This window comes from Paraburkholderia sp. HP33-1, from assembly GCF_021390595.1.
Classification (GTDB): Bacteria; Pseudomonadota; Gammaproteobacteria; order Burkholderiales; family Burkholderiaceae; genus Paraburkholderia.
The window spans coordinates 1,029,828-1,046,367 of the sequence record NZ_JAJEJR010000003.1 but is presented as its reverse complement, the minus strand read 5'-3'; the positions used below and the strand labels follow the sequence as shown (position 1 = coordinate 1,046,367).

Sequence of the window (16,540 nt, the reverse complement as noted above, 5' to 3'; positions counted from 1 at the left end):
GTCGTCTCCGTGGTTTAAAGCGGGGCGCTTCGCGTGCTGTATCGCTGGCGCCCCATTGCACACTCACTGCTTCTGTAGTTTCGCCACCGTCAATACGCCATTGACTTCTTCTGCGACGAAGTCAATCTTGTCGCCGACCTTCACCTGGGACAGCATGGCCGGGTCCTTGACCTTGAACACCATCGTCATCGCTTCCATGCCGAGGTTTTCGAGCGGACCGTGCTTGATGGTCAGCTTTCCGGCGGCGACATCCACTTTCTTCACCTCGCCATGTGACATGCTGTTCTTCGCGTCTGCGCCCTGTTGCGCGCCACCTGCCGTATTCGTGTTGCCGGTATCGCCGGCCGCATAGGCGGTCGCCGAAACGGCCACAGCACAACCCATCACAATCGAAATCACTACGTTCTTCATGAGGCTTTCTCCACAGTTAAAGTCACACATATCTGGCCGGGCGAACGCACCGGCTCCAAAAGGAATCAGCTATCGGGCAGTTCGCCGGTGTATTCGTACGCAACGGTCCCCTTCGGATGTCTGAACCAGCCCGGGTCGCGGTAATCGTTGCGGCCGAGCCCCTCACGCACCTTCACGACGCTGAACATGCCGCCCATTTCCAGCGCGCCGAACGGCCCGGTCCCCGTCATCATTGGGAGTGTGTTGTCAGGTAGCGGCATTTCCATCTCGCTCATCGAACCACCTGCGCTGCCCATTGCCATGTAGTCCGGCACGAGCTTGTTGATGCGCTTCGCGAGGTCTTTTTGCGGCACGCCAATCAGATTCGGCACCTGATGCCCCATCGCATTCATCGTGTGGTGCGACTTGTGGCAGTGAAAAGCCCAGTCACCGGGACGGTCGGCCGTGAACTCGATGGCCCGCATCTGACCGACTGCGACATCGGCGGTCACTTCCGGCCAGCGTGCGGAGGGAGGAATCCATCCGCCGTCGGTCCCTGTGACCTCGAAGCTGTACCCATGCAGATGAATCGGGTGATTGGTCATCGTCAGATTGCCGAAGCGGATGCGTACGCGGTCTCCGGCTCGTACGGGCAGCGGGTCGATGCCCGGAAAGACCCGGGCGTTCCATGTCCACATGTTGAAGTCCGTCATTTCGTTGACGCGCGGCGTGAAGCTGCCCGGGTCGATGTCATACGCGGACATCAGGAACACGAAGTCGCGGTCCACCGGCATGACGGTACGGTCCTTCGGGTGCACGATGAACGTGCCCATCATCCCCATCGCCATCTGCACCATCTCGTCGGCATGCGGGTGATACATGAACGTGCCGTGCTTCTCGAGCTGGAACTCATAGACGAACGTCTTGCCCGGCGGGATGTGCGGTTGCGTCAGCCCGCCCACGCCGTCCATGCCGGACGGCACGAGCATCCCGTGCCAGTGAACCGTGGTGTGTTCGGGCAACCTGTTGGTCACGAAGATGCGGACCTTGTCGCCTTCGACGGCTTCGATGGTCGGGCCAGGTGCCTGGCCGTTGTAGCCCCACAGGTTCGCCTTCATGCCGGGCGCCATTTCACGGACCACAGGCTCGGCAATCAGATGGAACTCCTTCCAGCCGTTCTTCATGCGCCACGGCAACGTCCAGCCGTTGAGTGTCGCCACGGGCGCATAGGGTCGACCATTGGGCGGCACCAGCGGCGACTGGGTGGCGGTCTTATCCATCGTTGGCGCTTCGGGAAGTGCAGCCGCGCCAGCCTTGCTGACCAACGCAGCGCCAAGGAGTGCGGCGCCCGAACCGCCGAGAAAATTTCGACGTGAAACCATGTTCATTGACCTTCTGAATTCGTCGGCGACGCCGGTTGCGTCGCGGGAGCCGGCAGCGGCGAATCCTGCGCCGTCGCAAGCGGCGGAAGCCGGCCGCCAAGCGACTGTTGCAGGTCCGTCTGCGCAAGCCAGTAGTCTTTCAGCGCATCGATGTAGCCGTTGACGGCAGCGACCTGGTCGCGCGAATCGGCAAGCAGCTCGAACACGCTTGCCAGCATGCCGTTGTAGCGCAGCAGCATTTCATCGGAGATGGTCTTGCGTATCGGCACGACCTCATCCCGATAGTGCTTGGCGACGTCGTAGCTCGTCACGTAGGCGGAGTACGACTCACGTACTTCGGAGCGGGCGTCGATTGCCGTCTGCGCGAGCCGGTTCACCGACTGCATATAGATGGCTTCGGCGCGTGCGACTTTTGCGCTTCCCCAGTTGAAAAGGGGAATCTCGACACTGATTTCGTAGCCGTGCTCATGGCCCTTGTCGGTCTCGAAGTTGTCGAGATAGCCGACGTCGAGCGCATTGATGAAGCGGGTTGCCTTGGTGAGCCCCAGAGAGGTCGCAACGCTTTGTGTTCTCAACTTCGCCGCCTGTATGTCGAGGCGGTTCTGCATCGCGAAGCTTTCGAGGTCGTTGAGTTGCGGCCTGTCTTTTGGCAGGTCAGGCAGACGCTCCGGCAGCTCGTACTGGGTTGCTGAACCCCATAGGCCCATCGTGCGCGTGAGCTTTTCCCGGGCCATGACCGATTGCTGCCGGACCCTTGCCAACTGCGCGACCGACTCCGCGTAAAAAGCCTGCTCGCGCGCATAGTCGAGCTGGCTGAAATTGCCCGCCTGGCGCATTCGCAACGCGAGTTCCGCACCGGCCTCGGCTGAGTCCTTGACCTGCGCCGCATACGACGCCGCCTGCTGCGCAGCCACCGCATTCACGTACGCCTTGCGGGCGTCGGCGGCCACCGCAAGCATCGCATCGGCGGTCTCGAGCTTCGTCTGTTCAAACCGTTGGCTCTCGATGCGCGTCGCGACGGGCAGCGTCAGCACACCCAGTACGCCCATCGAAAACGTCCGGCTGATGCCGAAGCCATCGCTCCAGTGTGTCCGGCTGAAGGTGAAGCCCGGATTGGGCAGACGGCCCGCCTGGACGAGGTCGGCTTCGGAAATGCCGAGTTCACCGTACGATGCCTGGAGCCCTCGGTTGTTGAGCAAGGCGACCTGGACGGCGTCGTCCATGCCGAGCGGCTTCGACAGCAGTTCCTGCGTACGCTTGAAGGCCGCGTCGCGGTCCGCGTCGGTTTTCACATAGACGGCATCTTTGCCGAGGCGCTCAGACGCGGCCGTCGATACGGCGTTGAATCCGCCGTCCTTCGAGAAGGTCGTGCAGCCGGCCAGCAACACCATCGCAACGGTTATGCCCGTCACGCGGTGTTGCGCGAGGTATCGCATCATCGCGTCTCGCCTCCGTGTTCGTGACCGCGGTTCCCGTCGGAGGTCTCGCCTGGTTGCTGGGCGTGCCTCATCCCCGTCATTGCACGGCTCGGGGTAACGGCGCGGTTCAGCTGTTGCCAGCTCGGGGCTTGCCCATCCCGGTAGGACCGGTAGCCGTCGAGCGCGGATGACACCGGGGCGACCGGCACGGACGCCCCCGCGTCCGTCGGGTCGGGCGCTGTCGTCGCGGCATGCGCGAGCAACGGCAACGCCGCGACTGCGCTGATGAGCGCCGCAGAAATTGTTCGCATGAAATGTTCTCGTCGTGAATCATCCGGAGTCCGTGACGGACTCCAGAAAAACCTGCTGGTCGTAGCGAATGGCTACGCGTGCGAGGATTAGACGAGAATCGACCGGGGAGGCCGTTCAATGCCGCCGGTCAGGAACGACACGACACTGGCAGCCGGGGGCAAGGGGACAGGGAATTGAGCTGGGTCGGCTGCAGCGAAAAATGCAGGCACAACCGGTGGCACTGCACCAACACAGCAGGACGCGCAGGTCACGCACGCGTGATCATGGTGGCCGCCGTGATGGTGGTGGCCCTGGTGGTCACCATCGTCGGCCACAACATCATGTTCGTTTGCCGGTCCGGATTGATGGTGCTGGTGGACGGTCGCTTCCACATCGACCGCTTCCGAGGCGGCACAAACCATCGAGGCGACCGCAAACGACTGAACCGGAAGGCTCAGTGCCAGCAGCACGACAAGAAAGAGTTTGCGCCAGTAGGACATGGGTGCGAAGTCTAGCATTTACCGCTTACGATTAGTGGCCCGGCTGAAAGAGCTTTTCCTGAAAGCCCGTGACACTGACCTTCACAGTGACCGGTGCGTTGCCCCGGTTGAGCCAGTACCAGCCGTGCACACCGGCAAACGGCGCCGTCAGGCTTCCGGCGCCCTCGCGCTGAGCCCCGCCGATCCAGTAGCTGGTGTATTCGTCCCTGGCCGAAGGCTGCTCTCCATGCATGAAGACCCGATCTCCTTCAAGATCCTCTATGTTTTCATCAACGACCACGGCGCCTGGAAGCTGCTGGCCCGCCAGGCACTGAAGAACCCATGACCGACATTCTGAATGGCAAGTCCGCGCTGGTGACCGGCGCCTCCAATGGCATCGGCAAGGCGATCGCGCTGAAGCTCCTCGACGCGGGTGCCCATGTGCACTTCGCGGCACGCAATGGTGCTGCACTGGCGGATCTGGTGCAGACACTCGGCCCCGCGGCTTCGCGGGTCACTCTGCACCCGGTGGATCTGTCGACGCGCGAGGGCATTGCTCAACTGGTGCAGGGCTGCGGCAATCCCGACATCCTGGTGAACAACGCCGGCGCCATTGCGGGCGGCGATATCGAGAAGATCGACGACGAGACCTGGCTCAATGCCTGGAATCTCAAGGTGTTCGGCTACATCCGCCTCGCCCGCGCGCTGCTGCCCGGCATGTATGGGCGCGGCTCGGGGGTCATCCTGAACGTCATCGGCATGGCGGGTCTGGGGCATGACTACAACTACATCTGCGGCTCGACCGGCAACGCCGCGCTCATCGCTTTCACCGACGCGTTGGGTGCGCGTAGCACGGACAAGGGTGTCCGGGTCGTCGGCATCAATCCAGGGGGAACAAAGACTGAGCGCATCGAGCGCCTCAAGCGCAGTGAAGCCGAGCGCAAGCTCGGTGACCCGGAGCGCTGGCGCGAGCTGCTCACCGATATGCCCTTCGGACGGCTGCTCGAGCCCAAGGAGATCGCCAACCTGGCGCTGTTCCTGGTCTCCGACCAGGCGTCCTACCTGAGCGGCACAGAAGGTTCTGTACGACCCTGAACTGCTCTTCGACCGGGTGCAGTTCCACCGGCCGGTTCCAAAGGAACTACGGCCATTTGCTCCAACTCACTAGACGCCTGATGCTCGACCGTTGTGATCAATCGCGGGGTACTGCATGGCACCTCCGCAAATGACTGCTTCCGCGGAAGCGCTCTGCTAGTGCCCGGACCCACTGGGGCGACTCAGCCGACGTTCACGGCCGTCCGTTGAGCACACATGAGACAGGCGGGCACTTGTTGCTGCGCCGCGAAAACGAAGAAACTGAGCCTGTTTCGCGGGAAGTGCCATGCCAAAGCGCTTCACGGACCGGCCCGATCGTGATCGAGGCACCCGTGTTTCGCCACTCAGGCGCCGCTGCTTGTTGCACCGTACCCGCACCGGTCGCATGTGCGGCACAACACGTCCGCCCTCAACTTTCCCTCTGCGTCGGGTTTAAAAATATTCTATCCTGCCTGCGCGGGTTGACATCTTCCATCCGTTCGACTTGAAGACGACGCTGACAAAAAATGATCCTCGGTCCTGGAATGCCGGTGATTGTGTTGCTTGCTGCCGCGGGCCTCACCTTGACGCCAGCCCTCGCACAAAGCGAGGATGGCGCCCGCATTGCCATGCAGATTTGTTCCGGTTGCCACGGTGTAGGCGGGCGTAGCGAGTCGCCGATGTTTCCGAAGCTCAATGCGCAGACCCCCGAATACATCGAAGCCCAGTTGAAGGGATTCCGCGAGCACGCGCGCGGCGAAAACACCGCCCGCGATTACATGTGGGGCATGGCCGCACTGCTGGACGCCGCCGCCGTCAAGTCGCTGGCCGACTATTTCTCGCACCAGCCAGCAACGCGAGGCGCGACTGGCGATGCCGCCTTGACGGCCAAGGGGCAGGAAATCTTCGAACACGGCGTGCCGGATAAGGGTGTGCCAGCTTGCGCAACATGTCACGGCGCGGAGGCCCAGGGCGCCGGCGCATTCCCGCGGCTGGCCGGACAGCACAAGGAGTATCTATTGCATCAGATCGAGGTTTTCAAAAACGGCACGCGTGGCAACGCGCCCGTGATGAGCGCAGTGGCGCATACCTTGAATGACGAGCAGGCCAAGGCCGTGGCCGTGTATCTGCAATCCAGATGAGATTTTCCCCACATGGCTGGGCGGCGCACTCTGAAAAAGCTATTCCGTACGCCAGTTGATCTCGATCAATGTGCCGCTGTCCAGACAGAGCGAGATTTACTGATGGCTAAATGACTCGCCTTCGCTACCGGCGCCGTTAAGCAAGAGTGCGACGCGTTGCGACACCGCAGAGGGAGAAACGATCATGACGTTCGCTCTTGCCGGCGACCGAACATCCTGCCGTCTGCTTCGCAGCACCTGGATTGCTGTCCTGGCGGCGCTTTGCCTGTTCCAGGCCTCTGCAGCCCATGCATTGCCTATATTCGCACGACAGACGGGGCAAAGTTGCGTGGCGTGTCACGCCGGCGGGCAATTTCCTGAACTGACACCCTACGGGCGCATGTTCAAGTTAAGTGGCTATACCCTCGGCGAACGCACCATTCCGCTGGCCGCTATGGCCACTGTCGATCTGAGCAAGACAAGGAACAACCTGGACTCCAGCGGGATGCCCATCAATCCCAAAGATGGCCTCCCGATATTCGATTCGGCCAGCATTTTCCTTGCAGGGAAAATCACCGACCATATCGGCGGATTCGCCCAGTTCACGTACTCGAATTACGATCACCAGAACGGTGACGGCCAGTGGCAGGGTCGTTGGGGATCGGACAACACCGACTTCCGTTTCGTGGACCGGATTATTGGGGACGCCAGCGACCTTGTGCTCGGCCTGACCCTGCACAACAATCCGACCGTGCAAGATGTCTGGAATAGCGCGCCGGCATGGAGCTATCCCTACATTTCCTCGACGATTAGCCCGGTCGCGCGCATTCAGAACCTGCCGATCATCGAGGGGGCATTGGCCCAACAGGTCGTCGGCATGGGTGGCTACCTGTACTGGGACAAGACGATTTACGCGGAAGTATCGGCATACAGCACGGCCGATGGCATCTGGTCGTTCCTGAGCCATGGCAACAGTGCGGGTGACCCGGCCCATCCGCAGATCTATCTGCGCGGGTACAACCCGTACGCGCGGATCGCCCTTACCCACGACTGGGGTCCACATAGCATCATGCTAGGCACGTTCGGCTTAAACGTGAACGTCTATCCCAACGACGCAAACGCTTTCCCGATATTCGTGCAAGGCGTAACCCGCTATCGGGATATTGGTGTCGATGGGCAGTATGAGTACCTCCTCGATCCGCATACGATCACTGCACAGGCACTCTATGTACACGAGAACATCCACGATCCGAACAATTTCGTTCTGGCCGACAGCACGTCGGGGAATCTGAACAGCCTGCGGCTTAAGGCCTCGTACGTCTATCAGTCCAAATACGGCATAAGCCTTTCCTTCTTCAATACGACGGGCAGTTCCGACAGCGGCGCTTACTCCGGCAGCGCGAATTTCTCCCCTAACACGCAAGGCTGGACGCCCGAGATTTTCTGGATCCCGGTGCAATACCTTCGCGTTGGCTTGCAGTACACGCATTTCACCAAATACCTTGGCGCGACCACCAACTACGATGGTAACGGGCGAAACGCAAGATCCAACGACACGTTGTTTCTATATTTGTGGGCTGCGTCCTGGTGATGCCGGTTTCGCTCCGGCACGCCGCGCGGCACAAAAAACATCGCTTTGACGATAGCGGGACAAGCGTCAGCGTCAAGCAGCCCTTGCATGAGGTGGACTTGCCCCTGCAGTACTCTCAGGCTGATTCGCGTACCAAGGTCCGCTATCCGGTGCGGCTGCCCCCCGGCTTATGCCCTCAGCAGGGTCTTGGGTTCCAGATACGCGCTCATGCCCCATTTGCCCATTTCGCGGCCAAGCCCCGAGTGCTTGAAACCACCGAACGGCGCGCGTGGCTCATGCGCGAGCGTATTGATCAGCACCCGGCCTGAATCGATCTGACGCGCCACGCGCTCGCAACGCTCGACATCCTGACCCAGCACCATCGCGTTCAGACCGTAGCGCGTGTCGTTGGCGATCGCAATCGCATCAGCTTCATCCTCGTAGGCAATTACGGTGAGCACCGGACCGAAGATTTCCTCGCGCGCAATGCGCATCTGGTTGGTGGCGTTCGTGAAGATCGTCGGCTTGACGAACCAGCCAGCCTGCAATCCATCTGGTCGGCCTTCGCCGCCCGCGAGCACGGTCGCGCCTTCGGCGATGCCGATCCGAATATAGTTCTGCACGCGTTCCCATTGCTTCGCACTGACCATCGGGCCGATAGCGGTCTGTGGATCGCGCGGATCACCGGACTTGAACTGCGCGATCGCCTCTTTGGCGACCTGCTCGAATTCGGCGAGCCGGCCGCGCGGCACCAGAATGCGGGTGCCGGCGATACAGGCCTGACCGCTGTTCATGAAGCCGGCATTCAGCACCAGCGGCATGATGCTGGCGAAATCGGCATCGTCGAGTACCAGGGTCGGCGACTTGCCGCCGAGTTCCAGCGTGACGCGCTTCATGGTGGCCGCACCGGTCGTCACCAGATGCTGGCCGACCGCGGATGAACCCGTGAACGAGATCTTGGCGACATCCGGATGGCGCGCGATTTCCTCACCGACCACGTCGCCGCGGCCATTGACGATATTGAATACCCCCTTGGGCAGGCCAGCCTCGTGCAGCGCTTCGATCACGATCTGCGTCTGCAGGGCGCTCATCTCGCTGGGCTTGATGACGGCAGTGCAACCGGCTGCCAGCGCGGCGGAAAGCTTGTTGCAGATGAAGCCCGCATTGCTGTTCCACGGCGTGATCAGGCCGGCCACGCCCACCGGCGCCAGGACCACGCGCGCGATCCCGACCTCTTCCTCGAATTCGAACGATTCCAGCGTCTCGATGGCCTGGGCAATCACCTCAGCCGGATAAGTCGCCATCCAGCGTCCGCGTACCGTAGGCGCACCGTACTCCTTGACGATCGCTTCCATCAGATCATCCTCACGCGCGGCGATGGCCTGATGCATACGCCGCAGTGCCGCCAGACGTTCCTCGCGCGTGGTGCGTGACCAGACCGGCAGGGCGGCCTTGGCGGCTGCGATGGCGCGCTGCGCGTCGTGTGCATCGCCGAGCCGTACCCGACCAATGACTTCCTCGGTGCTCGGGTTGTAAAGATCGAACCACTCCTCGCCGTGCGGCGTCACGAATTCGCCGTCGATGTAAATATGTTCAATGCGCTGCATGTCGACTCCTTTGAGGGGGATCCGCGTTTGCCCGTCAGCAGGCGGTGCGTGACCTTGGGTGGTGATGGAAAGAAGTCTACGGATGGTTTATTGTTCTGATAAGCCACCTTATGGTGTATGAGATATGCCGAAAATCAGGACAATCAAATGCATCGCACAGGGATGACGGAGCTTGAAGTGGTGCTGGCCGTCGCGCGTCGCAGCAGTTTCCGTGGCGCGGCGCAGGAACTCGGCATGTCCACCACGGCGGTGAGCAGCGCAGTGGCCGGGCTGGAGGCACGCCTCAAGGTGCGCCTGTTCAACCGTTCGACACGCAGCGTCGCGCTGACCGATGCCGGGCAGCGTTATGTGGAGCGAATCGCGCCGGCGCTGGACGAAATCCGCAGTGCCGGCGAAGAGGCGGGCAGCGGACCTGATACGCCGAGCGGCACACTAAGGATCAATACACCGCAAGGCACGGCGCTTTTGCTGATGGAACCCTTGATCAGCCAGTACGCGTGGCGTTACCCGCAGGTGCGAGTGGATATCGTGGGTGAGTCGCGTCTGATTGATATTGTCGCCGAGGGCTTCGACGCGGGAATCCGCCTGGCCGAGTCGGTGCCGCAGGACATGATTGCGGTGCCGCTGACCGGCGACTTCCGCATGCTGGTGGTGGCGACGCCCGAGTACCTGAAGCGTCATGGCACGCCTGAACATCCGCGCGATCTGCTCGGGCATCAGAGCATCGGCATGCGCATGTCGCACGGTGGCATCTACCATTGGGAACTGGAGCGCGACGGCGAGAAGCTGCAGATGGATTTGCCGGTGCGCATGGCGTTCAACGAGCTGCCGGGCATCAAGGAGGCAGTGCTGCAGGGGCTCGGGATCGGCTTTATCACCGAATGGTTTATCGAGCGGGAGCTGGCTTCAGGCGCGCTGGTGCCGGTACTGACGCCATGGTGTCAGCCTTTTGGCGGATTGCGGCTTTACTATCCGGGACATCGCTTCGTGCCCGCGCGTCTGCGTGCGCTGATCGAACTGATTCACGAATTGCGTCCTGCGGGGGCAGTGCGCACGCACGAAATGCGCTGAGCACCCGGGCAATTCATGGCCGAGTGCCCGCTCGCCCGCGCGACTAGCCGAACGGCCTGAGCTGTGCGGCCGGCACGTCGATGCGCAGATCCTCCATCAGTACCGTTTCGATCGGCTCACGTGACGCGCCCTCGCTCGCGACCTTGACGGGTAGCCCGTGGCTCAGACTGAACCACAACTCATAGCGGAAAACGCCCGTCGCTACGTGTCCGGGCCAGCACGTCACGATCACATGCGACGCTCGGTGCATGCCGATGGTCTCAGCGCCGACGACCCGCGTGTCGCCATGCTGTTGAAGCGCACGGACATTGACGAGCAGCGCGCCGATGTCGGACTGGTCGATGCGATGACCCTGCGGGCTCTGGATCATGCGACTGTCGGGGCTCAGCACGAGCCTCGGAAACGTGCCGAAGCCGAATGGCCAAAGCTGGACCTTCCCCGATGCAGGGCTATAGGTGAGTGTCGCGCCGGCATGCGGACGGATGAAGTCCATCCGCACGAAGCCCGGCTTGCGGTAGCCATAGAGCACTTCGACCGGTTCCGCTCCCGCCGATGTCGATTTCAGTGTGACCTGATAGTTTGCGAGCGCATCGAAGCGTGCCTGCGCATCGGCAACGAAATCCCGGTCCGGAAGCGGCGCGTCCGTCATCGCACAGGTTTGCGCTGCCGCGGACTCAACGCGGCAGACACGCCTCCATCCGTATCACGCCCCGTCGCCTTCACGGTCTCGGCTACCCAGCCCTGGCTCACCGCATTGCCCGGAAGCCCTGTGCCCCCGATTACCGGTATGCGCATCGCCGCCTCCTATACTCGAAAGTACTCGAACGTACCCGGACGTGGATGATGGCTGATTTTGGAGCACTGTCTCGCACCACGCAACGCGCGCGCGAGTCCGCCTGCATGCGCGGGTCGGCCTGTGTACACGCGTAGTCGTATCGCATGCAAGGAGGAGTCGAACGATGGCGGAATTCCGTCTGACCACCTTGTGGTGCGTCGAGGCACCGTTGCAGCCAGTGTGGGACGCGATCCACGACTCAACCAATTGGCCGAGGTGGTGGAAGAATGTCGAAGCGGTGCGCGAGTTGCAGGCGGGCGGGACCGACGGTCTGGGCGCCGTGCATCGTTACACATGGAAGGGCGTGCTCCCGTATCGTGTGATCATCGACGTGCGCGTCACGCGCGTCGCGCCGCTTGTCGCGCTGGAGGGAGAGGCCAGCGGCGCGCTGGAAGGCATGGGGCGCTGGCATTTCGCAGCCGACGGCAGCCGTACTGTAGTGCGCTACGACTGGCACGTCAGCACTGCCAGTGCCTGGATGAGCGCGGTCGCGTTCTCGCCGCTAGCGCGGCTGGCATTCCGCTGGAATCACGATTCCATCATGCGCGAAGGCGGCGTGGCGCTCGCGCGCTTGCTCAAGGCACGTCTTATCGATATCGAATAGCGAGAGAAAAGCCTGTCTCGGGCGACCCACCAGGAATTCAGATGCGTCCGCCCCTCTTTCACCCCAGCTCAAACGACGTCACCCCAAACACGTGATCGATCGCAATCGCGGGCGCGTCTTTCGTGTACATCCGCGCGGTTTCGAAGACGCTCGTCATGCCATGCCGTTCCGCCAATGCGACTGCCGCAGGATTCGTTTCCGGCACGTCGAGCACGATGGACTCGCCGGGCATGCTCGCCGCCAGCGCGCGCAACAGCCCAGTGGCGACGCCCGCGTCATCGGCGAAGAGCGGGCCGATCTTGCAGCCCGCCTTGCAGCGGCGCACGACGCCGTATCCGGCGACACGGCCTGCGTCGACTGTAGCGAGCGCAACGGCATCCGGCTGCGCGATCCACGCGGAGACGAAACGCTCGCGCGCCGCGGGAAAACATTGGCGATCATAGATAAGCAACTGCTCGAACGGCACGTCGGCCGCCGCCACCACGTGCGCGCACCCGATGCCTTCCACGCGCCCCTGATAGCGGATGTTGCGGTAGGCAAGCCCGAATCCGGACTTTCGGTAGTTCGCCTGCTGGGCAACGACGCCATCGAGACCGACGTTGCGGTCTCCCAGGTAACGCAGGCCGTGCTGCCAGATGCGCATGCCGAAGCCTTTACCGCGAAACCCGGGTTTCACGATGTAGAGGCCGATGAAGCCAAAGCGTTCGTCATAGGCGACGGCGGCGAGGCACGCGACCGGCTCGCCGCGCCAGACGCCGACGAAGAAACCGTCCGGGTCCGCTTCTCTGAAACAGTGCGGGTCATGCCGGCCGGGGTTCCATCCCTCTGCGGCCGCCCATTCGACCGACATGGCCACCTCGTCAGCCGACATGGTGCGCACGACGAAGTCTTCGCTTTGATCCATGGTTCGTCCCAGTCGTGGCGCTCGAGATTGTCGCCTGGCATGTACGGCAAATGTATCGGGGTAGCGTCGGCGGGCGGCGGGCACCGGCCAACTGACAGAATAGACCATGCCACAGGCCAGGGCTGATGCGGCCGGTCGAATCCCTTCGACTACGTCACATGAGCAACCTGGTATCTGATCGGACTCGGCGCGGCTGCGATCATCATGGCCATGTTCTTTCCGCAGGGCCTATGGGGATTCATCTCGCGCCGGTTCGACCTGCATATCTTTCCCGTGAGCCGGCGCCTGCGTTTTCTCGAGATGCCCCAACCGGCTGCTGCGAACGACGCACAGCATCACGCGATTGCGGCGCCGGTGCACGGGCCGTCGCTCGAAAAGTGACCTTCTGGGGTTTTGTCGCGAAGAGGATCGAGGAGCGGCGCCCTGCGCCTGAAGTATTCCGGATCGATTCATCTCGACGACGTCGCCGCTGACTTTCCCGACACGGAGATGGTGCTCGCGCATGCTATCCGCCTGCTCAAACTGCAAAGGGCTGCGTAAGCGCTTTCAGCTTTGGCGCAGATTGCGCACGAAAAGTTCGAGGTTCACGCGCGTGGCGGTCGCACTCGCCGCGTCCATGCCGTTCAGCATTTGCTCCTCGACAGCCTGCACCGCTTTCATGCCCTGTCGCACCACATCGCGCCCTTCCTCGGTGAGCCGCAACACGACGATGCGTCCGTGATTGGGGTCCGGCTCACGGCTAATCCAGTTGCGCGACACCATCACACTGATCACCTCGTTGGCCGACTGCGGCGTAATGAACGAACGCTCGGCAAGCTGGGCGTTCGACGCTTCGCCGCGCATCTCCAGCACGGATAGCGCTGTGAACTGCGAAAGCGTGAGCCCAAGCGGAGCGATCGCCGCCGCCAATTCGCGGCGCAGGATCCGGTCGAGACGGCCGATCAGGTAGGTCAGCCGTGGCGCCGCGGTCTTGCGCCCCCTGGCGGATGCGCGGGCCGTGCTTACTGACGTCGTTTTTGTGGAAACCTTGTCGTTCATTGCGTCGGTTGAGGGCTGTCGATGGAACGCGCAATGTTACCGCAACGCTAACCGCCCATGGCCTGCCAGGGACCGCGACACCGCGCGGAATAACCGTTTAAGACACCACCACCTGGGGTATTCACCGAACACAATCAGCTTGCGCTATCAGGATGCCTGAGATTAAATTCGGGCTGTCACGACGGCAGGCGCGTTTTCAGCAACGCGCTTTATTTTGCCCACATTATCAGGTTTCCTGATATCAATAATGGGCCCCGCGGTGACTTCCAAAACTAAAACTACCACCAGGCGACAGATATGAGATCGACCAGAACGGCACTATCAGGAGACGACGTGGCAACGCGACCCATCGCGGGTAGCGGTATCGCCACGACATTAGCCCTTTGTTTCGCGGTTGCCCTGCTCGAGGGGCTGGACCTGCAGTCGGTCGGCGTCGCCGCGCCTCGCATGGCGCGCGAATTCGGCCTCACGGTGTCGCAGATGGGGCTCGCATTCAGCGCCGGCACGTTCGGTCTTCTGCCCGGCGCGATGTTCGGCGGCCGGCTCGCCGATCGCATCGGGCGCAAGCGCGTGCTGATCCTCTCCGCCGGCATATTCGGCATTCTCTCGATCGCTACCGCGCTCGTCAGCAGCTTCGAGATGCTGGTGCTGGTTCGCGTCCTGACTGGCATTGGTCTCGGCGGCGCATTGCCAAACCTGATCGCGCTCTGTTCGGAAGCCGTCTCGCCGAAAGCGCGCAACACGGCGGTGAGCGTGATGTATTGCGGCATTCCGTTCGGCGGCGTGATCGCCTCGCTGATTGGCATAGTCAGCGCCGGCGACGCCGAATGGCGCCATATCTTCTATGTCGGCGGCGTCGGACCGCTCATTCTGGTTCCGCTTCTGATGGCTTGTCTTCCGGAATCCAAAGCATTTCGATCGACCTCGCCCGATATGCCGATTACGCCTTCTCCGGTTGGCGAGGTGCTGTTCGGCGCAAATCGCGGGCTCTCCACGCTGCAGATCTGGATCAGCTACTTCTGCACGCTTATCGTGCTCTATTTCCTCCTCAACTGGCTCCCTTCGCTCATGGCCGCACGCGGTCTCGGCCGCGGCGACATTGGTCTCGTGCAGACCTTCTTCAATATCGGCGGCGGTCTTGGCGCGCTTTGCATTGGCATGTTGATGGATCGTCTGCGCGGCGGCCTCGTAGTTTCCGGCATGTATATCGGCATCATCGCGTCGCTCGCCGGATTGTCAGTTGCGCCGCACCTCGGTTCGCTCGTGGTGTCGGCGTTCTGCGCGGGGATGTTCGTGATCGGCGGCCAGTCGGTCCTCTACGCGCTTTCCGCAGCGTTTTATCCCACCCATATGCGCGGCACGGGTGTGGGTGCGGCAGTGGCCGTCGGACGCCTCGGCTCCGTGGTCGGGCCGCTCGCCGCCGGTCAGCTGCTGGCCATGGGGCGCAGCGCCTCCACGGTCATCGGCGCCAGCATTCCCGTCACGCTGATCGCCGCAATTGCAGCACTGATGCTGCTGCGGCGGCCGCGTGCGATGGACTGAGTTCACCGTTTGGAAGATTCACAGCCGTAGTTCAAAAAAAGTACACAACTGGTTCGGAGATACCAACATGCAATTGAAGTCGACTCACGTCCTGATCTGCGGCGCGCTATGCGCGCTGAGCACTGGAACCTTTGCGCAATCGAGTGTGACGCTGTACGGCATCGTGGACACGGGCATCGAATTTGTTTCGCACGCCAACGCCAATGGCGACCACGTGTTCCGGATGCCCGGCGTGACCGGTGAAATGCCGTCGCGCTGGGGGCTGCGCGGCAACGAAGACCTGGGCGGTGGCTACAGCGCGGTGTTCACGCTCGAAAGCGGCTTTAACATGCGCGACGGCAGCTCCGGCCAGGGTGGGCGGCTCTTCGGACGCCAGGCGTTCGTCGGCATCAAGGGCCCGTATGGAACGCTCGCGTTTGGCCGCCAATACACGATGACTTATCTCGCGGTTCAGGGCGCGGACATCATCGGACCCGACATCTATGGCATGGGCTCGCTTGACGCTTACGTGCCCAACGCGCGCACCGACAACTCCGTCACCTACCTTGGTTCCTACAAGGGCTTCACGCTCGGCGCGGGCTACTCATTCGGACGCGACGCTGCGGGCACCGGCAACTCACCGGGGCAAGGCACGTGCACGGGCTCGGTGCCCGGCCACGCCACGGAATGCCGCGACTGGTCCGTGATGCTCAAGTACGACTCGCAATACTTCGGCGCCGCGGCCTCGTACGAGGAGCAGCGCGGCGGTGCGACGGCAGCTGCCAACTTCTTCGACGGCGTGGCGCCGACGCCGCTCACCAACGCAGCCGACAAGGACGCGCGCACGCAACTCAGCGCATATGCGCAGTACGCCGGAGCGAAGATCGGCGCGGGCTGGTTGGGACGCCGCGTGGTCACCGATTCGCCAGCGGTGCCCAACGTCCGCTCGAACCTCTTCTTCATGGGCGCGTCGTACATGGTCACGCCCGCGTTCCTCGTCGATGGCGAAGTGTTCCGCATGATCAATAGCGACCACGACACGCGCGCCACGATGGGCACGCTGCGCACCACCTATCTCCTCAGCAAGCGTTCGTCGGTCTATGCGCAGGCTGCGTATCTCGCCAACAGCACGAAGGCGCGCTATTCGGTGAGCGGCGGCGGCGGCGGAACCACGCCTGCCGCTGGTGTGGGTCAGACCGGCGTCATGGTCGGCGTCAAACACCTGTTCTAGGAGA

18 protein-coding genes are annotated in these 16,540 nt (G+C 62.4%); 8 read left to right on the top strand and 10 right to left on the bottom strand.

The annotated features are described in order from the left end of the window. Positions 1–63: 63 nt before the first annotated feature. From L0U81_RS31780 to L0U81_RS31755, 6 genes are all read right to left on the bottom strand, one after another. The gene (locus tag L0U81_RS31780) at positions 64–411 is read right to left on the bottom strand and encodes a copper-binding protein (RefSeq protein WP_233809840.1); all 348 of its coding nucleotides are present in this window, start codon (positions 409–411) and stop codon (positions 64–66) included. A 65-nt stretch (positions 412–476) separates the two neighbouring features. Then, positions 477–1,772 (bottom strand): copper oxidase, encoded by a 1,296-nt coding sequence (locus L0U81_RS31775; RefSeq protein WP_233809838.1) that lies wholly within the window; start codon positions 1,770–1,772, stop codon positions 477–479. Between the two features lie 2 nt (positions 1,773–1,774). Beyond that, the gene (locus tag L0U81_RS31770; protein WP_233809836.1) at positions 1,775–3,211 is read right to left on the bottom strand and encodes a TolC family protein; all 1,437 of its coding nucleotides are present in this window, start codon (positions 3,209–3,211) and stop codon (positions 1,775–1,777) included. Beyond that, positions 3,208–3,501 (bottom strand): hypothetical protein, encoded by a 294-nt coding sequence (locus tag L0U81_RS31765; protein ID WP_233809834.1) that lies wholly within the window; start codon positions 3,499–3,501, stop codon positions 3,208–3,210. The genes L0U81_RS31770 and L0U81_RS31765 overlap by 4 nt, the downstream gene beginning before the upstream one ends. Positions 3,502–3,588: 87 nt before the next feature. Further along, a complete protein-coding gene (locus L0U81_RS31760; RefSeq protein ID WP_326489892.1) occupies positions 3,589–3,903 on the bottom strand; it encodes a hypothetical protein in 315 nt (104 codons plus the stop codon). Positions 3,904–4,012: 109 nt separating this feature from the next. Further along, a complete protein-coding gene (locus L0U81_RS31755) occupies positions 4,013–4,213 on the bottom strand; it encodes a hypothetical protein (RefSeq protein WP_233809830.1) in 201 nt (66 codons plus the stop codon). A gap of 89 nt (positions 4,214–4,302) precedes the next feature. Here L0U81_RS31755 and L0U81_RS31750 point away from each other — a divergent pair, with 89 nt between their 5' ends. From L0U81_RS31750 to L0U81_RS31740, 3 genes are all read left to right on the top strand, one after another. Next, positions 4,303–5,055, top strand: a complete 753-nt coding sequence (locus L0U81_RS31750; RefSeq protein ID WP_233809828.1) for a short-chain dehydrogenase/reductase — start codon at positions 4,303–4,305, stop codon at positions 5,053–5,055. A 506-nt stretch (positions 5,056–5,561) separates the two neighbouring features. Continuing rightward, positions 5,562–6,176 (top strand): c-type cytochrome, encoded by a 615-nt coding sequence (locus L0U81_RS31745; protein ID WP_442793474.1) that lies wholly within the window; start codon positions 5,562–5,564, stop codon positions 6,174–6,176. Between the two features lie 184 nt (positions 6,177–6,360). Beyond that, the gene (locus tag L0U81_RS31740) at positions 6,361–7,746 is read left to right on the top strand and encodes a cytochrome C (RefSeq protein ID WP_233809826.1); all 1,386 of its coding nucleotides are present in this window, start codon (positions 6,361–6,363) and stop codon (positions 7,744–7,746) included. A gap of 167 nt (positions 7,747–7,913) precedes the next feature. On the opposite strand, the gene L0U81_RS31735 is transcribed toward L0U81_RS31740, so the two are convergent. Beyond that, the gene (locus L0U81_RS31735; RefSeq protein WP_233809824.1) at positions 7,914–9,332 is read right to left on the bottom strand and encodes an aldehyde dehydrogenase family protein; all 1,419 of its coding nucleotides are present in this window, start codon (positions 9,330–9,332) and stop codon (positions 7,914–7,916) included. Positions 9,333–9,479: 147 nt separating this feature from the next. Here L0U81_RS31735 and L0U81_RS31730 point away from each other — a divergent pair, with 147 nt between their 5' ends. Further along, a complete protein-coding gene (locus tag L0U81_RS31730) occupies positions 9,480–10,403 on the top strand; it encodes a LysR family transcriptional regulator (RefSeq protein WP_233809822.1) in 924 nt (307 codons plus the stop codon). Between the two features lie 43 nt (positions 10,404–10,446). On the opposite strand, the gene L0U81_RS31725 is transcribed toward L0U81_RS31730, so the two are convergent. After that, positions 10,447–11,052, bottom strand: coding sequence for a DUF1571 domain-containing protein (locus tag L0U81_RS31725; RefSeq protein WP_233809820.1), 606 nt, complete (start codon positions 11,050–11,052; stop codon positions 10,447–10,449). 310 nt (positions 11,053–11,362) lie between these two features. Here L0U81_RS31725 and L0U81_RS31720 point away from each other — a divergent pair, with 310 nt between their 5' ends. Next, positions 11,363–11,842, top strand: coding sequence for an SRPBCC family protein (locus L0U81_RS31720; RefSeq protein ID WP_233809818.1), 480 nt, complete (start codon positions 11,363–11,365; stop codon positions 11,840–11,842). Positions 11,843–11,900: 58 nt separating this feature from the next. Here L0U81_RS31720 and L0U81_RS31715 read toward each other — a convergent pair whose 3' ends face one another. Then, on the bottom strand, positions 11,901–12,746 hold the full coding sequence (locus L0U81_RS31715) for a GNAT family N-acetyltransferase (RefSeq protein WP_233810095.1): 846 nt from the start codon (positions 12,744–12,746) through the stop codon (positions 11,901–11,903). Positions 12,747–12,950: 204 nt separating this feature from the next. Between L0U81_RS31715 and L0U81_RS31710 the strand changes: the two genes are divergently transcribed. Continuing rightward, entirely contained in the window at positions 12,951–13,127 is a 177-nt protein-coding gene (locus L0U81_RS31710) for a hypothetical protein (RefSeq protein WP_233809816.1), read from the top strand. Between the two features lie 165 nt (positions 13,128–13,292). Here the strand turns inward: L0U81_RS31710 and L0U81_RS31705 are convergent, their stop codons facing one another. After that, positions 13,293–13,784: a MarR family winged helix-turn-helix transcriptional regulator gene (locus L0U81_RS31705; RefSeq protein WP_233809814.1), complete on the bottom strand. Its 492-nt coding sequence runs from the start codon at positions 13,782–13,784 to the stop codon at positions 13,293–13,295. A gap of 297 nt (positions 13,785–14,081) precedes the next feature. Between L0U81_RS31705 and mhpT the strand changes: the two genes are divergently transcribed. Together mhpT and L0U81_RS31695 are read left to right on the top strand one after the other, a co-directional pair. After that, the gene (mhpT, locus tag L0U81_RS31700; RefSeq protein WP_233809812.1) at positions 14,082–15,326 is read left to right on the top strand and encodes a 3-(3-hydroxy-phenyl)propionate transporter MhpT; all 1,245 of its coding nucleotides are present in this window, start codon (positions 14,082–14,084) and stop codon (positions 15,324–15,326) included. Between the two features lie 67 nt (positions 15,327–15,393). Then, positions 15,394–16,536 carry a porin gene (locus L0U81_RS31695; protein ID WP_233809810.1) on the top strand — a complete coding sequence of 381 codons (1,143 nt, stop codon included), beginning with the start codon at positions 15,394–15,396 and terminating at the stop codon, positions 16,534–16,536. The last annotated feature ends 4 nt before the right edge of the window (positions 16,537–16,540 follow it).